This window comes from Butyrivibrio sp. NC2002, assembly GCF_000702265.1.
Lineage (GTDB): Bacteria > Bacillota > Clostridia > Lachnospirales > Lachnospiraceae > Butyrivibrio.
In genome coordinates, this window is record NZ_KL370880.1 from 71,244 (window position 1) to 88,483 (window position 17,240).

The 17,240-nt window shown below is 42.2% G+C and carries 14 protein-coding genes; all 14 read left to right on the plus strand.

Translation table 11 applies throughout. The features are described 5' to 3' along the window. Nucleotides 1–23 precede the first annotated feature (23 nt). The 14 genes from T543_RS07535 (at nt 24) to T543_RS07600 (ending at nt 17,239) form a co-directional block, all read left to right on the plus strand. Nucleotides 24–1,250 carry a murein hydrolase activator EnvC family protein gene (locus T543_RS07535; protein WP_035767336.1) on the plus strand — a complete coding sequence of 409 codons (1,227 nt, stop codon included), beginning with the start codon at nt 24–26 and terminating at the stop codon, nt 1,248–1,250. A 46-nt stretch (nt 1,251–1,296) separates the two neighbouring features. Continuing rightward, nucleotides 1,297–2,565 carry a S41 family peptidase gene (locus tag T543_RS07540; protein WP_051638619.1) on the plus strand — a complete coding sequence of 423 codons (1,269 nt, stop codon included), beginning with the start codon at nt 1,297–1,299 and terminating at the stop codon, nt 2,563–2,565. A gap of 210 nt (nt 2,566–2,775) precedes the next feature. Further along, on the plus strand, nt 2,776–3,585 hold the full coding sequence (locus tag T543_RS07545) for a hypothetical protein (protein WP_035767338.1): 810 nt from the start codon (nt 2,776–2,778) through the stop codon (nt 3,583–3,585). After that, nucleotides 3,582–4,952, plus strand: coding sequence for a protein kinase domain-containing protein (locus tag T543_RS07550; protein WP_035767340.1), 1,371 nt, complete (start codon nt 3,582–3,584; stop codon nt 4,950–4,952). The genes T543_RS07545 and T543_RS07550 overlap by 4 nt, the downstream gene beginning before the upstream one ends. A gap of 85 nt (nt 4,953–5,037) precedes the next feature. After that, nucleotides 5,038–7,032, plus strand: coding sequence for an excinuclease ABC subunit UvrB (uvrB, locus tag T543_RS07555; protein WP_035767342.1), 1,995 nt, complete (start codon nt 5,038–5,040; stop codon nt 7,030–7,032). 75 nt (nt 7,033–7,107) lie between these two features. Then, a complete protein-coding gene (gene uvrA, locus T543_RS07560; protein WP_051638709.1) occupies nt 7,108–9,987 on the plus strand; it encodes an excinuclease ABC subunit UvrA in 2,880 nt (959 codons plus the stop codon). Between the two features lie 194 nt (nt 9,988–10,181). Then, a complete protein-coding gene (locus T543_RS07565) occupies nt 10,182–11,174 on the plus strand; it encodes a rod shape-determining protein (protein ID WP_035767343.1) in 993 nt (330 codons plus the stop codon). Nucleotides 11,175–11,202: 28 nt separating this feature from the next. Next, nucleotides 11,203–12,060, plus strand: coding sequence for a flagellar hook-basal body protein (locus T543_RS07570; RefSeq protein ID WP_035767344.1), 858 nt, complete (start codon nt 11,203–11,205; stop codon nt 12,058–12,060). Nucleotides 12,061–12,141: 81 nt separating this feature from the next. Continuing rightward, nucleotides 12,142–12,969 (plus strand): flagellar hook-basal body protein, encoded by an 828-nt coding sequence (locus T543_RS07575; RefSeq protein ID WP_035767345.1) that lies wholly within the window; start codon nt 12,142–12,144, stop codon nt 12,967–12,969. A gap of 11 nt (nt 12,970–12,980) precedes the next feature. Next, on the plus strand, nt 12,981–13,367 hold the full coding sequence (locus T543_RS07580; RefSeq protein ID WP_035767347.1) for a rod-binding protein: 387 nt from the start codon (nt 12,981–12,983) through the stop codon (nt 13,365–13,367). Between the two features lie 85 nt (nt 13,368–13,452). Next, nucleotides 13,453–15,687 (plus strand): SF1B family DNA helicase RecD2, encoded by a 2,235-nt coding sequence (gene recD2 / locus T543_RS07585; RefSeq protein WP_035767348.1) that lies wholly within the window; start codon nt 13,453–13,455, stop codon nt 15,685–15,687. After that, a complete protein-coding gene (locus T543_RS16235) occupies nt 15,677–16,393 on the plus strand; it encodes a ComF family protein (RefSeq protein WP_035767349.1) in 717 nt (238 codons plus the stop codon). The genes recD2 and T543_RS16235 overlap by 11 nt, the downstream gene beginning before the upstream one ends. Before the next feature lie 23 nt (nt 16,394–16,416). Continuing rightward, nucleotides 16,417–16,842, plus strand: coding sequence for a flagellar protein (locus tag T543_RS07595; protein ID WP_035767351.1), 426 nt, complete (start codon nt 16,417–16,419; stop codon nt 16,840–16,842). 7 nt (nt 16,843–16,849) lie between these two features. Next, complete coding sequence (locus T543_RS07600) at nt 16,850–17,239, plus strand: hypothetical protein (RefSeq protein ID WP_035767353.1); 390 nt, start codon at nt 16,850–16,852, stop codon at nt 17,237–17,239. The last annotated feature ends 1 nt before the right edge of the window (nt 17,240 follow it).

Sequence of the window (17,240 nt, forward strand, 5' to 3'; positions counted from 1 at the left end):
TTTGATTTTGGAGAGCAGCTATCTTGTTTTTTGGCTATGGTAAAAATATTAATAGAATAGTGTCTGTGATCCTGCTTCTGTGCTTTTTATCAGGAGCAGTTTCTTATGGAAATGTCACATCTTTTGCGGCAACCAAAGAAAGCATTAAGGAAAAGGAAAATCAGATTTCGGATGCAAAAAAGGAAAGAGAGCAGATGAAGAGTTCTCTTACCGACCTGCAGGCAGTGAAAAAATCACTTGAATCCGATAAGTCAGACCTTAATGCCTACATCACCAAGCTCGATTCAAACCTATCCGATATTCAGACCAAGATTGATGATCTTACGGCCAAGATTGAGGAGAAGGAAAAAAAGATTGAGGAAACTACCGCAGAGCTTGAAGAGTGCGTGCGTATTCAGACTGAGCAGTATGAAGCCATGAAGAAAAGGATCCGCTTTATGTATGAAAAAGGGGATGACTTATACCTTCAGCTTTTTATAGAGAGCGGCAGCTTTGCGGAGATGCTCAATAAAGCTTCATACATAGAGGCTCTTTCATCCTATGACAGGATGAAGCTTGATGAGTATATAAATAATACTGAACTTACTGAGATGACGAAGGAGGCTCTTGAAGAAGAGAAAACGACGCTTGATGAGGCAAAGCAGGAGGTTCTTAAAGAAGAGGAAAATCTTCAGACCCTGCTCGACCAGAAAGCTGTTGAGATGTCAAACCTTAGTGCCAACATAAAAGACAAGGAAGCAGCCATAAAAGAGTATGAGGATCAGATTGCTGCGGAAAATGCCACTATCGCAGCCCTTGAAAAAGCTGTTGAAGCAGAGAAGGCGGAACTTGCAGCTCAGAATGCAAGAGTATATGACGGCGGAATGTTTTCATGGCCCTGTCCTTCATACACCAGAGTATCTGACGACTACGGAATGCGAATGCATCCTACACTTGGTATACAGAAGATGCACAACGGTATCGATCTGGCTGCGCCGGGAGGCAGTGCGATCCTTGCAGCCTATAGCGGAAAAGTTGTTGCAGCTGCATATAATTCCACCATGGGCAATTACATTATGATCGATCATGGAAGCGGACTTTACACAATCTATATGCATGCTTCATCGCTCGCCGTTTCTACGGGAGCTGAGGTCGCAAAAGGGCAGAAGATAGCATCTGTCGGATCCACAGGAAGATCCACGGGTCCCCACCTCCATTTTGGAGTAAGATTAAACGGAAGTTATGTAAGTCCCTGGAATTATTTAAAATAAAAAAGCAATTTCCCGATATAAAATAATATCGGGGTGAGGAAAGATCATGGATAATTACGAAATCAATAATGAGAGTACGGTTTCCGACGAGGAAGAACGTTACAAAAAGAAAAGACTATATGCTTCCGGAGTCGCGCTTGGCGTAGCTTCAACTTTGGCTGTAGGTGCGATATGTGCCATAGTTTTGAAAATTCAGGGCTATGATATCGCTTTTCCTGAACAAAAAGGGGCAGATACCGCAATTACAGAAGAGACAATAGAAAAAATGAAGCTCCTTGAGCATTCGATCGGTCTTAACTACTACAAGACAGATGTGGACAGAACCAAGGAAGCAGACCAGATATATAAAGGAATAGTTGCATCACTCGAGGATCCCTATTCAATTTATTACACAAGTGATGAATACCTTGACCTCATGGCTGACAATGAGGGTGTTTATTACGGCATAGGCGCTTATGTGAGCATGGATAAGAGCCTTAATCTTCCCGTGATAACAGGAACTATCGAAGGATCACCTGCAGAATCCGCAGGTTTTCAGAACGGAGACGTTATCTATAAGGTTGACGGAACTTCCGTACAGGATATGCAGCTCTCTGAAGTTGTCGACATGATCCACGGAGATGTGGGAACCACAGTAACCATTACGGTTTATAGAAAAGGTGAACCCGACTACATAGACGTTCCTGTTGAAAGAGGAGAGGTAAAATCCCAGACAGTAAATACCACAATGCTTGATGACAACATTGGCTATTTGGGCATTACAGAATTTGACGCAGTTACTCCCGAACAGTTCAAGGCAGGAATGGAAGAACTAAGAGAGGATGGAATGGAAGGTCTTATAATCGACTTAAGATCAAATCCGGGCGGAAACCTAAGTGCTGTAGTAGAAATAGCGAACGAGATCCTTCCTGCAGGTGATATCGTTTATACCCTTGACAGAGACGGCAACAGAACTGATTACGAGTCAGAAGGCAAAACACCTCTTGATATTCCGCTCGTTGTCCTCGTCAATGAATATTCCGCAAGTGCATCCGAGATCCTTTCAGGTGCTATCAAGGATTATGGTATTGGAACTCTTGTAGGTAAGACAACTTATGGAAAAGGCGTTGTCCAGAGAATCTTTAGCTTAGGAGACGGAACAGCAGTTAAGCTTACCATAAGCACCTATTACACTCCTAACGGAACCGACATAAACGGTGTCGGCATCGAACCTGATGTGGAAGTCGACCTCGACTATGAGAAATATAACGAATCAGGCGACGATACCCAAAAAGACAAAGCAGTTGAAATCCTAAAAGAAAAACTTGGCAAATAAACAAAAAGCACGCGAAGCCGTATCACACGGCCCCGCGTGCTTTTTTATATCATAGCTTCCTGTTACGAGACGCTGTGGCAAAAAGCGAAAAAGCAAAAAGTCCTTTACATAAACTGATATTTTTAGTATAGTTTTTTCTTGTCTAAATTCTTACCGGTAGATCACCGGTTATTCCATTTTTTTACAGCATGCAAAAAAGGAGGGATTTTATTGAAGTATTATGCCGGAGCTGTCAGAAGTCCGGGAACAAAAACAGATAATCAGGATGCGGTAATGATAAAGGGCTTTAAGTTATTTAGGAAGAGCATTGTTGTAATGCTCGCTGCATCGGTAGATTCAAGGAGCATACGGAATATTATGCCAGTAAGAATTCTGCCTAAATTGTTATCCAAAAAATTAGTTACCAAATTGGAAAAAAGAAATGCAAGACAAACAGATGCCATAGTAAGATCTGTTGAAAAGTGCATAGATGAAATGATAGTATCAAGCACCCGAGATACTTTTACAACAAGGTTTAAATGGACAAGCGGCGATATAGAACATGAATGGGATAAGACCGCTGATACCCGGTTGTGCGAGAGCATTGCAAATTCTGTGCTTGGCAGTATAGAGAAGCATAGATGGCGATATAAAAAGATAGATTTCCGTTTTCCTGAGGGAAAACAGGAACTTGTGACTTCTAGCGGGCAAAAGAGGAAATCTATAAATATCTTTTTGCTTGTTCTTGTGGGAAAAGACTATTACTTTGTAGAAACAGGCGGTGAAAACCTGCTCCATATCACTTCCACAGGCACAGACACTTTAAGAAAAAGCGGCAGGCTATATGAGGGTGCAACGCTCCTTATGCTCACACATAATGCCAAAAAGAGGATGACTAAAAAGGAAATGTGGGAATTGTTTGCGCCTCAGATGTGCATATATGAAGGATATATTGACGAAGCCTTAAGAGAAATGGCGGATCTTGTTCGCAGAAAGGGAGATAATCTGCCGCTCACGGCAGCAGGAGTCTGCATAAAATGAGTGAGATATTTATTGGAAATAAAGACAGATACATAAGTGAAAAAATCCTTGGAAGAGGAGGAATGAGCGAAGTCTTTCTTGTAAGGAGCGCCACAGAAGGTAGGTTGTTTGCGGCTAAGAGGGCAAGAAAGTTTGAAGATAACATAAGGCAAAGGGCGGCACTTTATCAGATCAAAAATGAAACGTTGGTCCTCAAATATCTATCCGGTAATAATACGCGGGGAGTGCCGCAGCTTATTGACCGTGGAGACGACTTTTTTGTCATGAAATATATTGAGGGAAAAACGTTTGGCATAGGCGTAATGAAGTTTAATGAAGCAGTAGATGTACTTCTAAAACTCTGCGACATCTTCATCTCCTTTGAAGATATGGAACAAAGGGCAGTATATCTTGATCTTAAGCCCTCGAATATAATGCTTTTAAAAAGCGGCGAAGTGTATCTTATAGATTTTGGCTGCGCAAAGTTCATAAAACGCTACGAAGAGATAAGCACAAAAGATGAAGGTAAAGCAAACGAAGGCAAAGTAAACGGAGGAACAAAAGATGAAAGCAAAGCAAACGAAGGCAAAGTAAACGGAGGAACAAAAGATGAAAGCAAAGTAAACGAAGGCAAGGCAAACCGAGGCAAAGAAAGCGAATGCAAAAAAGATGAAAGCAAAGAAAATGCAGGCAAAGAGAATGGAGTTAAAAACTTCAGGGCAGGAACTAAGTCCTATGCTGCGCCGGAGCAGTTTGGAGGAGACTTAAGCGAAGACGTACGAACGGACATATTTCAGTTTGGACAGCTGATTAATGAAATTTCGAATAAGGCAAAAGCTCTAAAATGCGAAAAAACAGTACTTCGTGACATAGCTCTTAAATGCACCAGAGTAAAGCAAAGTGATAGACCAATGACTTTTAGGGATATTAGAAAAGAACTTATAAAAAGCAAAAAGAAATCGCGCAACCTTCTCGCAAAAAGTATTATTAAAATATCTGCGATTCTTCTTTCCGGCTGTTTGACGTTGCTATTTGCTTTCCTTGCAATAAAGGAATTAAGTGCGATAAAAACAGGCGATCTTGCAGATTTTTTCAATCTGTTTTCGGAATATTTTAAAGGCATAAAACTAACCCGCACGGGAAAAGTGGACATTAAGATCATAACAGAGAGATTTTATGGAAATTTAATGTCGGAAGCAGGGAAAATACTATATAACAATAATAGGGGACTTATGTTTGCGGCATTATGCGTTTTCCTTAAAAAGATAACGGGATACCTTTTTAGATTATTTGGCAGGGGCCTTATCACAGATGAAAAAGATAAAACCATCCCGGATAGCGGACCATATTTTATTGATATCGTCAAAACATGTGACTCAATTGAATAAAGCAAATTATACGTTTACATTTGAAAATAGTATGATACAATAAACTAATGCATCGAAAATACGTTCGACCAAGCGGGGATATCGTATGGATCATTTTGAATTAAAATCAGAATATAAGCCAACAGGAGATCAGCCTCAGGCTATCAAGGCTCTGGTTGATGGATTTAAGGCCGGCAACCAGTTTGAAACTCTTTTGGGTGTGACCGGCTCCGGTAAGACATTTACCATGGCGAATATTATACAGCAGTTGAATAAGCCTACACTTGTAATAAGCCATAACAAGACACTTGCGGGACAGCTCTACGGCGAGTTCAAGGAATTTTTCCCAAACAATGCGGTTGAGTATTTCGTCAGTTACTACGACTACTATCAGCCTGAGGCCTACGTTCCTCAGACAGATACATATATCGCCAAGGACTCCGCCATAAATGATGAGATAGATAAACTAAGGCTCTCTGCGACAGCATCTCTTACTGAGAGAAAGGATGTCATAGTCGTAGCCAGTGTTTCATGTATTTATGGTCTGGGTAGCCCGGATGAATTTAAGGGGATGTCAATCTCTCTTCGTCCCGGCATGGAAAGAAGCAGAGATCAGATATTAAAAGATCTTGTTGCAATCCAGTACACAAGAAATGACATGGAGATAGGCAGATGTAATTTCAGGGTTCGCGGCGATACGATAGAGATTTTCCCTGCTCAGGCAGATGACTACCTTATAAGAGTAGAGCTTTTTGGAGATGAGATCGACAGAATATGCGAAGTAGAGCCAATAACCGGCACCATCAAAAATGAGCTCACACACGTGATGATATATCCTGCATCTCACTATGTTGTGCCACAGGAAAAGATAAATCTTGCATGTGTAAATATAGAAAAAGAGTTAGAGGATCAGGTCAAGTATTTTAAAGGCGAGGATAAACTGATCGAAGCTCAGAGAATATCAGAGAGAACCAACTTTGATGTGGAGATGATGAGGGAGACCGGATTCTGCTCAGGAATTGAGAACTATTCAAGGCACCTCAATTTTGCAGCGCCCGGAGAACCGCCTCTTACACTTATGGACTTCTTTGAAGGTGAGTTCCTCATCATAGTTGATGAGTCCCACATGACCATACCTCAGATAGGGGCTATGTATCACGGCGACAGATCAAGGAAAACAACACTTGTGGATTATGGATTTAGACTTCCATCTGCCCTTGATAACAGACCCCTCAATTTTGAGGAATTTGAGGATCATATAGACCAGATGCTTTTTTGCTCTGCTACTCCCGGAACCTATGAGGAAGAGCATGAACTGCTTAGAGCTGAACAGGTCATAAGACCGACAGGCCTTCTTGATCCCAGTATAGACGTGCGCCCTGTGGAGGGGCAGATAGATGACCTTATCACAGAGATAAATAAAGAAGTAGATAAAAAGAACAAAGTACTCGTTACAACTCTTACCAAGAAGATGGCAGAGGATCTGACAGAATATCTTGCGGAATCGGGAATCAGAGTAAAGTACCTGCACTCCGACATCGATACCCTTGAGAGATCCCAGATAATTAGGGATATGCGACTTGATGTTTTCGATGTACTTGTTGGAATCAACCTATTGCGAGAGGGCCTGGATATTCCTGAGATTTCCCTTGTGGCAATAATAGATGCCGATAAGGAAGGATTCCTTAGGTCAGAGACATCTCTTATTCAGACAATAGGTCGTGCCGCAAGAAATGCGGACGGACATGTCATAATGTATGCGGACAATATGACCGATTCCATGAAAAAAGCCATAGAGACAACAAAGAAGAGACGTAAGATACAAGAGAAATATAATGAGGAACATGGCATCACTCCCAAGACCATAAGGAAAGCAGTGCGCGACCTTATCAGTGTCACAAAAGAGATTGCCAAAAAAGAAGTTCAGTTTGAGAAGGATCCTGAGTCTATGGACAGACAGGAACTGGAGAAGTTCATCGGAGATGTTCAGAAGAAGATGAAGAAGGCAGCAGCGGAGCTGGATTTCGAGAGCGCTGCAATGCTGCGTGATCAGATGATCGATCTAAAGAAACATCTAAATGAGATCACCGGCGGTAAATAGAGATAATAAAAAGAGAAAGTGTAGTTCCATAAACAAAAAAGGAGTGGCAGATTTATGTCCGAGAACAACATTTCAATGACAAAATTAAATACCACTGCAAAGAAAATTCTTTCAAGTGATATTCATGATTACATAAGAGTAAGAGGCGCCAACGAGCATAACTTAAAGGGTGTAAGCGTTAAGATCCCAAGAGAGACCCTCACTGTTTTTACCGGGCTTTCGGGATCCGGTAAATCATCTCTTGCCTTTGATACTATTTTTGCAGAAGGCCAGAGAAGATATATGGAGTCTCTTTCTTCATACGCAAGAATGTTCCTTGGCCAGATGGATAAGCCGGACGTTGAGAAGATAGAGGGATTATCACCCACTATTTCCATCGATCAGAAATCAACTAACAGGAATCCCAGATCAACAGTAGGAACAGTCACTGAGATATACGATCACTTCAGACTACTCTATGCCAGAATAGGAATTCCTCATTGCCCTAACTGCGGAAGAGAGATAAGAAGACAGACCGTTGATGAGATGGCCGATCAGATATTAACTCTCCCGGTTGGAACCAGGTTCCAGATACTTGCACCTGTTGTAAGAGGAAAAAAGGGAGAACACGCCAAGGTATTGGACCGTGCAAAGAGAGCAGGCTACGTCCGCGTAAGAGTTGATGATAGCCAGTATGATCTCTCGGAGGAGATAAAGCTTGATAAGAACATCAAGCACAATATCGAAGTCATCGTCGATAGACTCGTTATAAGAGATGATATGGAGGAAACAAGGAGCAGACTGATTGACTCCATCGAAAATGCACTCGGACTTGCTGGCGGCCTTCTCACGGTAGATGTTATCGATAAGGAACCAATGAATTTCAGCCAGAACTTTGCATGTCCTGATTGCGGAATAAGTATTCCGGAGATCGAGCCAAGAAGCTTTTCATTTAACAATCCCTTCGGTGCCTGCCCTGAATGTACAGGACTTGGATATAAGATGGAATTTGATTCTGAGCTCATGATACCTGATCCTTCGCTTTCAATTAATGAAGGCTGTTTTCAGGTAACAGGCTGGGCTTCATCCTCAAAGGAAGGAAGCTTCACCAATGCTGTGCTCCGCGCTCTTGCAAAGGAATACAAATTCAGCCTTGATACTCCTTTTGAAAAACTCCCTGCAAAAGTCAGAAACATGCTGATAAACGGCGCAGACAAGCAGGTTATAGTCGAATACAAGGGACAGAGAGGAGAAGGAAAATATCCTGTTCTCTTCGATGGACTTGTTAAGAATGTTGAGCAGAGATACAGAGAGACTTTTTCTGAGCAGCAAAAAGCAGAGTACGAGCAGTATATGAGGATCACTCCCTGCCAGCTGTGCAAGGGACAGAGACTTAAGAGAGAATCACTTGCCGTAACTATTGATGACAAGAATATTTATGAGATCACTTCAATCTCAATTAAGGAACTTCACGACTATCTGGAAAACCTCAAGCTTACTAAGCAGCAGGAAATGATAGGTGCACAGGTCCTTAAGGAAATAAGAGCAAGAGTAGGATTCCTTGTTGATGTCGGCCTTGACTACTTGTCGCTTTCAAGGGCAACAGGAACACTGTCAGGCGGTGAAGCCCAGAGAATAAGGCTTGCTACCCAGATCGGATCAGGACTGTGCGGCGTCTGCTATATCCTTGATGAGCCCAGTATAGGACTTCATCAGAGGGATAATGATAAGCTATTAAACACTCTTAAAAACTTAAGGGATCTTGGAAATACACTGATAGTAGTTGAACATGATGAAGATACTATGAGAGCTGCTGACTATATCGTGGATGTAGGACCGGGAGCCGGATCACACGGAGGACAGATTGTGGCAGCAGGCACTGCAGAAGAGATAATGCAGGTCCCTGAATCTATCACAGGACAGTACCTGTCAGGTAAGCTGAAGATAGATGTTCCCAGTGTCAGAAGAAAACCTACAGGGTGGCTCACGGTAAAAGGTGCGCAGGAAAACAACCTTAAGAATATAAATGTAAAGTTCCCTCTTGGCGTGCTCACAATCGTCACAGGTGTTTCAGGCTCCGGAAAGAGCTCACTTGTAAATGAAATCCTCTACAAGCATCTGGAGAGAGACCTTAACAGAGCAAGATGCATTCCCGGAAAACACAAGGGGATCGACGGAATAGAACAGCTTGATAAAGTCATTGCCATAGACCAGTCTCCTATAGGAAGAACTCCCAGGTCAAATCCTGCAACCTATACAGGTGTGTTTGACATGATAAGAGATCTTTTTGCAGGAACACCTGATGCAAAGGCAAGAGGTTATAAGAAGGGCAGATTCTCCTTCAATGTAAAGGGCGGAAGATGCGAAGCCTGCGGCGGCGACGGAATCATCAAGATAGAGATGCACTTCTTACCTGATGTATATGTACCCTGTGAAGTGTGCGGAGGAAAGAGGTACAACAGAGAAACCCTCGAAGTTAAGTACAAGGGAAAGAGCATCTATGACGTGCTTGATATGACAGTTGAAGAAGCACTTCCTTTCTTTGAAAACATTAAGACCATAAAGAGAAAAATAAAAACTCTCTACGATGTTGGACTTGGATATGTAAAACTCGGACAGCCATCAACAGAGCTATCAGGCGGTGAAGCCCAGAGAATAAAACTCGCAACAGAGCTTTCAAGAGCAAGCACCGGAAAAACAATATATATTTTGGATGAGCCTACAACGGGACTTCATTTTGCAGATGTCCAGAAGCTTGTAAAAATCCTTCATGAGCTTGTGGATAACGGCAATACTGTTGTAGTAATAGAGCACAATCTTGATGTTATAAAAACAGGAGATTATATCATAGATATGGGACCCGAAGGCGGAAGCGGCGGCGGAACCGTCGTTGCTCAGGGAACTCCTGAACAGGTGGCCAAGGCAAAGGGCTCTTATACCGGTAAATACATAAAGAAAATGCTTGAGAAAAAATAAAAAAATTTAGGAAAAACTATAAAGTTTTTATTAAGTGCGTCCGATATATAAAAAGGGAAAAGAATGTACCCGTGTGAAAATTTTGTGTTTACATATTTTAAAAGTTGCCCCTATGGTTTATAATGGCTATTTGAGGAAGATTGTGATAATTTGGATACACGCATGTATGACCATAGAAAGGGGTAATAGATTTCATGCAGTACACAGATATTGGAATAGATTTAGGAACAGCCAGCATACTGGTTTATATTAGAGGAAAGGGCGTTGTACTTAAGGAGCCCTCAGTTGTTGCTTACGACAGAGACACAGAAAAGATCAAGGCTATCGGTGAGGATGCTCGTCTTATGCTTGGACGTACACCCGGCAATATTGTAGCCGTAAGACCTTTGAGACAGGGTGTTATCTCTGATTACAAAGTAACTGAACAGATGATGAAGTATTTCATCACTAAAGCTATAGGACACAGAACATTCAGAAAGCCTCTTATAGCTGTTTGCGTTCCCAGTGGAGTTACCGAAGTAGAGCGTAAAGCAGTTGAAGATGCAACACTTATGGCAGGCGCAAGAGATGTTCGTATCATTGAAGAGCCTATCGCAGCAGCTATAGGTGCAGGTATTGATATCACCAAGCCTTGCGGAAACATGATCGTTGATATAGGCGGTGGTACATCAGATATAGCAGTTATCTCACTTGGCGGTACAGTTGTAAGTACTTCTGTTAAGATCGCAGGTGATGACTTTGACGAAGCTATCGTAAGATATATGCGTAAGAAGCATAACCTTCTTATCGGTGAGAGAACAGCTGAAGATATCAAGATCAAGATCGGTGCTGCTTATCCTAGAGCAGAAGCTGATTATATGGATGTAAGGGGACGTAACCTTGTAACAGGTCTTCCCAAGACAGTCAAAGTATCTTCAGAAGAGACAGAAGAAGCATTAAGAGAAACAACAGCACAGATTGTTGAAGCTATACATAGTGTTCTTGAGAAGACTCCTCCGGAACTTGCAGCTGATATCGCTGACAGAGGTATCGTGCTCACCGGTGGCGGAAGCCTTCTTCGCGGACTTGATGACCTTATTGCATCCAAGACCGGCATCAACACTGTGACTGCAGAGGATCCCATGACAGCAGTTGCCATTGGAACCGGCAGATATGTAGAGTTTCTTGCAGGCTATCGCGAAGTATAAAAGAATTTAATGATTGCGAGGGGAAAATATGGTAAAAGGTCTGTACACAGCTTACACCGGAATGATTACTGAACAAAAGCGCATGGACATTGAGACTAATAATCTCGCCAATGCCAATTCCACGGGCTTTAAGGAGGAACGTTCTGTAAGCAGATCGTTCCGTGATCTTCTTGGCCTTAAGATCAAGGACTACACTGATGCGCCATGGACGGCTACGCAGCTTGGACTTATGAATCCCGGAGTTAAGCTTGAAGGATCTTATACCAATTTTGAACAGGGTGCACTGCAATCTACAGGGCGCAAGTTTGACCTCGCTCTTAATAATGGAATTCCCACAACAGATGACGGAACAGTTAATGACAACATGGGAGCTGGTGGGAATGCCTTTTTTGCTACCTCCTACGGAACAAACGATCCGGATGCAGGTAATCTTATTAAATATACCCGAGACGGTAATTTCTATGTAACAGAGGATGGTTATCTTGTGACCACCGAAGGAAATAACGTTTTGGATGTCAACAATAATCCCATTCAGATTGATCCAATACAGGATACGACCATTCTTGGAGACGGCAGCATCGTACAGAATGGTAACGTAGTATCTACGATACAGGTTGCCCGTTTTGATAATGTGCAGTTTTTGCAGAGATATCAGGACAATTCATTTATCATAGGTGATGGTGGAGCACAGGTTGTAAGCACAACCGCAGCTGAGGCCAATGCATCGGTCAATCAGGGATATCTGGAATCATCAAACATAAGTGTCGTTGATGAATTTGTTAATATCATTGCTATTCAGAGAAATTATGAAACTAACTCTAAGGCTATGCAGTCTGAGGATGACACCCTTGATATAGCCGTGAATCAGCTTGGAAGAATTACCTGATAACAGGGTAAAGTTTTAGATTGTTTAATCCGATAAACTATTTGGAAAACTATGTAAAGCTTTCGGGCCAGGAGGTAATTTATGGTTAGAAGTTTATGGACAGCTGCTTCAGGAATGAATGCACAGCAGACTAATGTTGATACTATTGCGAATAATTTGGCTAACGTAAACTCAGCCGGTTACAAGGCTCAGAGTGCCAAGTTTAAGTCACTTTTATATCAGGAACTTAAAACAAAAACTGTTCAGACAACAGGATCACCTGTTAATTCAGATGTAGGACTTGGTGTACGAGTTTCATCCATCAACCAGTATTTTACACAGGGAAGCTTGCAGGATAATGATTCATCCTCTGCATTTGCGATCCAGGGCGACGGATTTTTTGCATACTCAACAGATGCAACTACGATAAACGAAGCAAATACCAGATATACCAGAAACGGTAACTTTGTTTGGGCGCTTACTGAAGCCGGTGCTCTTGAGCTTACCACATCAGAAGGTAACCCGGTTCTTGGAATAGACGGCAATGTTATTACAGTAAACTCCAACGTGGTTAAAGCAACAGATATTATCTGCGATCAGGAAGGTGCACTTTACTACCTTGATCAGAACCAGAACAGAGTGGATATCGGACAGATAGCGCTCTTCCAGTTCAGGAATCCTGAAGGTCTTGAGAGAACAGGTGATACAAGCTTTTCAGTAACTCCCGCAAGTGGAGATCCTCTTCCTGAGGCAACAACAGCAGGAATTACAAGAAGTGTGATCGTTCAGGGATATCTTGAGGGATCAAATGTAAATGTTGCGACAGAGATGGTTAACCTCATCGTTGCACAGCGTGCTTATGAAATGAACTCAACGGCTATCACCACAACAGATGAGATGATGCAGACAGCAAACGGACTTAAGAGATAATGAGGTAGCTTATGGCTCTTGATCTAAATTCTTTAAATGTATCGGGAATATCGCAGTTTGCGACCAGCAAGGCTATTGATAATGCATCCAAAATGGTAAGCGATGCAAAAACAAAAGTCGATACTGCCGCAAAAAACGGCGACAAGGAAGAAATAAATGAAGAACTCATGAGTGCCTGCAAACAGTTCGAGGCATATATGCTTGAGCAGATTTTCAAGGGATATGAGGAGACAAACAAAGTCTTTTCCAAGGATGATGACAAGGGCTCAATGGGAACACTTGTTAATTACTTTAAGGATTTTGCAATCCAGGATATATCATCCACAGCTTCTGACAAGCAGAGCACAGGACTTGCGCAAATGCTTTATGAAAATATGAAGCGCACTTATGATCTGTAAAATAAATAATTGATATTTGAGGGGCTGCCATTAAACTATAAGTGGCAGTCTTTTTATGTGAAAAGAAGGGAATTCTTTTAGAAAAATGGAAGTTTTTAAGGGATATGTAGATCATTTTATATACAGGAATGCGGAAAACGGTTACGGAGTAATGGTTTTTATTTCCGATGGGGAAGAGATAACCTGCGTTGGAACATTCCATGATGTGGACACGGGAGATACGCTAAAGCTAACGGGAGAGATGATAGAGCATCCTGTTTACGGCGAGCAGCTAAAGGTGACTGAGCACGAAGTCTCTATTCCTGATGATGCAGAGTCTATCGAGCGCTACCTTGGTTCCGGTGCGATCAAGGGCATCGGCGAAGTCATGGCAAGGAAGATCGTAAAAAAATTCGGCGACGATACCTTCAGGATAATTGAAGATGAACCCGAGAGACTAGCGGAGATCAAGGGTATTAGCGAGAGAAAAGCAAGAGATATATCTGTGCAGCTCTATGAAAAAAGAGAGATGCGTGATGCCATGGTTTTCCTTGCAGGATATGGAATATCCGGAAATATGTCTGTCAGAATATATGAAAAGTATGGTGCGGGAGTGTATCAGGTTATAAAAGAAAACCCGTATAAGCTTGCAGATGACATAGACGGAATAGGTTTTAAAACCGCGGACGAAATAGCGGGCAAGGTCGGGATCAGTGTGGACTCCGATTTCAGAATAAGGAGCGGAATATTATACACACTCCTTGAATCTGCAGCGGACGGACACAGCTATCTGCCAAAAGAGATGCTTATAAAAAAGAGCGCAGAACTCCTTAGAGTCGAAAGAGATATGGTTCAGACTCAGATGGATAATCTCATGGTTGAGCGAAAACTTATCTACAAGGACGAGGATCAGGTCTATGCTGCTTCGTATTTTTATGAGGAGCAGGGCATAGCAGTTATGCTAAGAGAGCTCAATCTGTCTATGAGGCAGGATGAAAACAGAGACCTTGCAAGCGAGATAAAAAAGATTGAAGAAGAAAGAGGGATAGAGCTTGATGACCTCCAGAGACAGGCTGCGATCGCAAGTGCTAAGAACGGAGTTGTCATCATCACAGGAGGACCCGGAACAGGTAAGACAACAACTATAAATACGATCATCAGATATTATGCTTCGCAGCACATGGATATCTTTCTTGCTGCGCCAACAGGCAGAGCTGCAAAGCGCATGACTGAGGCAACAGGCTATGAAGCCCAGACTATCCACAGACTCCTTGGAGTTGGAGGGATCCCTACACAGAATGAGAATGGCGACAAGGGAAGAGAAAGGATCCGCTTCGAGAAAAATTCGGAGAACCCTTTGGAAGCAGATGCGATAATAATCGATGAAATGTCCATGGTGGATATGCATCTTTTTAATGCGCTCCTTAAGGCTGTAATTCCGGGAACGCACCTCATCCTTGTAGGTGACAGTTCGCAGCTTCCAAGCGTTGGCCCCGGACAGGTTCTGTACGACCTTATAGATTCGGGGATGTTTACGACCATTACTCTTCAGAAGATTTTCAGACAGGCAAAGCAGAGTGATATCGTCATGAATGCGCACCATATAAAAAACGGCGAGCATTTTGTGATGGATAACAAGAGCAAAGACTTTTTCTTTTTATCAAGAAATAATGCTGATGTAATATACAAGCACATGATACAGCTCATAAAGGAAAAACTCCCGGGGTACGTCAATGCAAGAAGTGAGGACATACAGGTACTTACCCCTATGAAGAGAGGACCACTAGGCGCTGAGAGCTTGAATGTTGTTCTGCAGAGGTACTTAAACCCCGCTGACAGATCAAAAAAAGAATACGTGCATGGAGACAGAGTTGTCAGAGAAGGCGACAAGGTCATGCAGATAAGAAATAACTATCAGGCTGAGTGGGAAGTGCTCGGAAAATACGGAATTGTCACTGAGAAGGGAATGGGGGTTTTCAACGGTGACATGGGAACCATCAAGGAAATTGATGAGAGAATGAAAGAGCTGACTGTCGAATTTGATGAGGGAAGATGCGTAAGATACCCCTTTACAGAAATAGACGAATTAGAGCTTGCCTATGCGATAACAATTCACAAGTCCCAAGGCTCTGAGTATCCGGCAGTTATCCTCCCTCTTCTTGGAGGACCAAGGATGCTGCTTAACAGGAACCTCTTGTATACAGCGGTGACAAGAGCCAAAAACTGCGTAGTTATCCTTGGAAGTGAAAACACTGTTCATGAAATGGTTGATAACGAGGAGCAGCTTAAGAGATATACGGGATTAAAGAAACGGATAATGGAGGTATTAGGTGCAGATTGAGCAGATAAAGGAGATGGCAGTATCTCTTCTTTACCCCAGAAGATGTCCTGTGTGCGACAGGATAACCACAGGGGGTGCGCTCATCCATGAAGGATGCAGAAAAAACATTAAGATCGTAAGAGGCAGTACCTGCCTTAAATGCGGAAAACCAATTAAAAACGAAGAAGCGCAGTATTGCTCTGATTGTGAGAAAACAAGGCACTACTTTGACAGAGGATATTCGCTTTTTAAATACAGATCCGTATCGGGATCTATCTACAGATTTAAATATTCGGGAAGACAGGAATATGCCGCGTTTTATGCAGAAGAGATGAGAAGGCATCTGGGCGATGTGATAAAGAGACTTGGACCTGATGCTCTTATCCCGGTTCCCATGTACAGGAGAAAAGAGCGCATTCGCGGCTATAACCAGGCAGCAGTCCTTGCGGAGACCATGGGGAAAGAACTCGGAATACCGGTTGATATGCAGATAATAGAGCGCTGCAAAAATACCGTGCCTATGAAAATTCTGGATGAAAAGGGGCGAAAGGCTAATTTGAAAAAGGCTTTTAATATAGCCCAAAATGAAGTAAAATATAATTGTATTATCCTTATTGACGACATATATACGACTGGTGCTACATTGGATGCGGTTGCAAAAGTGTTTAGAGATAAAGGAGTAAAGAGAATATATTTTGTGACCCTTGCGATTGGTCAGGTTGTATAAACGGCCGAGGCTAGGAGGTTTATATGAGTAACATTAAAAACTGTGCGAAATGCGGAAAGATGTTTAACTACATTGCAGGAGATGTTATTTGTGAAAACTGCAAGAAAGAACTGGAAGACAAATTTCAGGAGGTTAAAAAGTATATCGACGAGAATCCTGGAAGCGGATTAAAGCAGATATCTGAAGATTGCAATGTAACTACAAAGCAGCTTAAGAAGTGGATCCTTGAAGAGAGACTTATGTTTACTGAGAATTCACCTATTCAGATTACCTGTGAGAATTGTGGTGCAAGGATTCAGACAGGAAGACTTTGTGCGAAATGTAAAGCTTCGGTTACCAATGAGCTTAGTAATACAGTGAAGGCAAAACAGCAGGCACTTGCCGCTGAAATTGCAAAGAAGGCACAGAAGCCTGATGCCAAATCAGGTATGAAGTTCTTGAAAACATGAGGAGATTATGTTAAACGAGGAGCGTGTGATCCTGATGACCAGGATGGCTGCTTACGAGCAGCATGAGGGGAAAAAGAATAACGCTATAAATTCGTATTTTCGCAGCGACTATGTCGGATTTCAGGTGCTTAAGTCAATAATAAGTGCCACTATTGTATATCTGATACTGGTCGCTGCATATGTGATGTATCATTTTTCTGATGTGCTTCAGGATATCTATAATACTGATATCATCGGAACAGCCAGAAAATATCTGTTATATTACATTGCTCTTGTAGCCGTATATTCAGTGATTTCGTACATAGTATATTCCATAAGATATGGAAAAATGCGTGGAAGTATGAGAGCATACTACTCCTGTCTTAAAAGACTTGGAAAAATGTATGAAAAGGAATAAT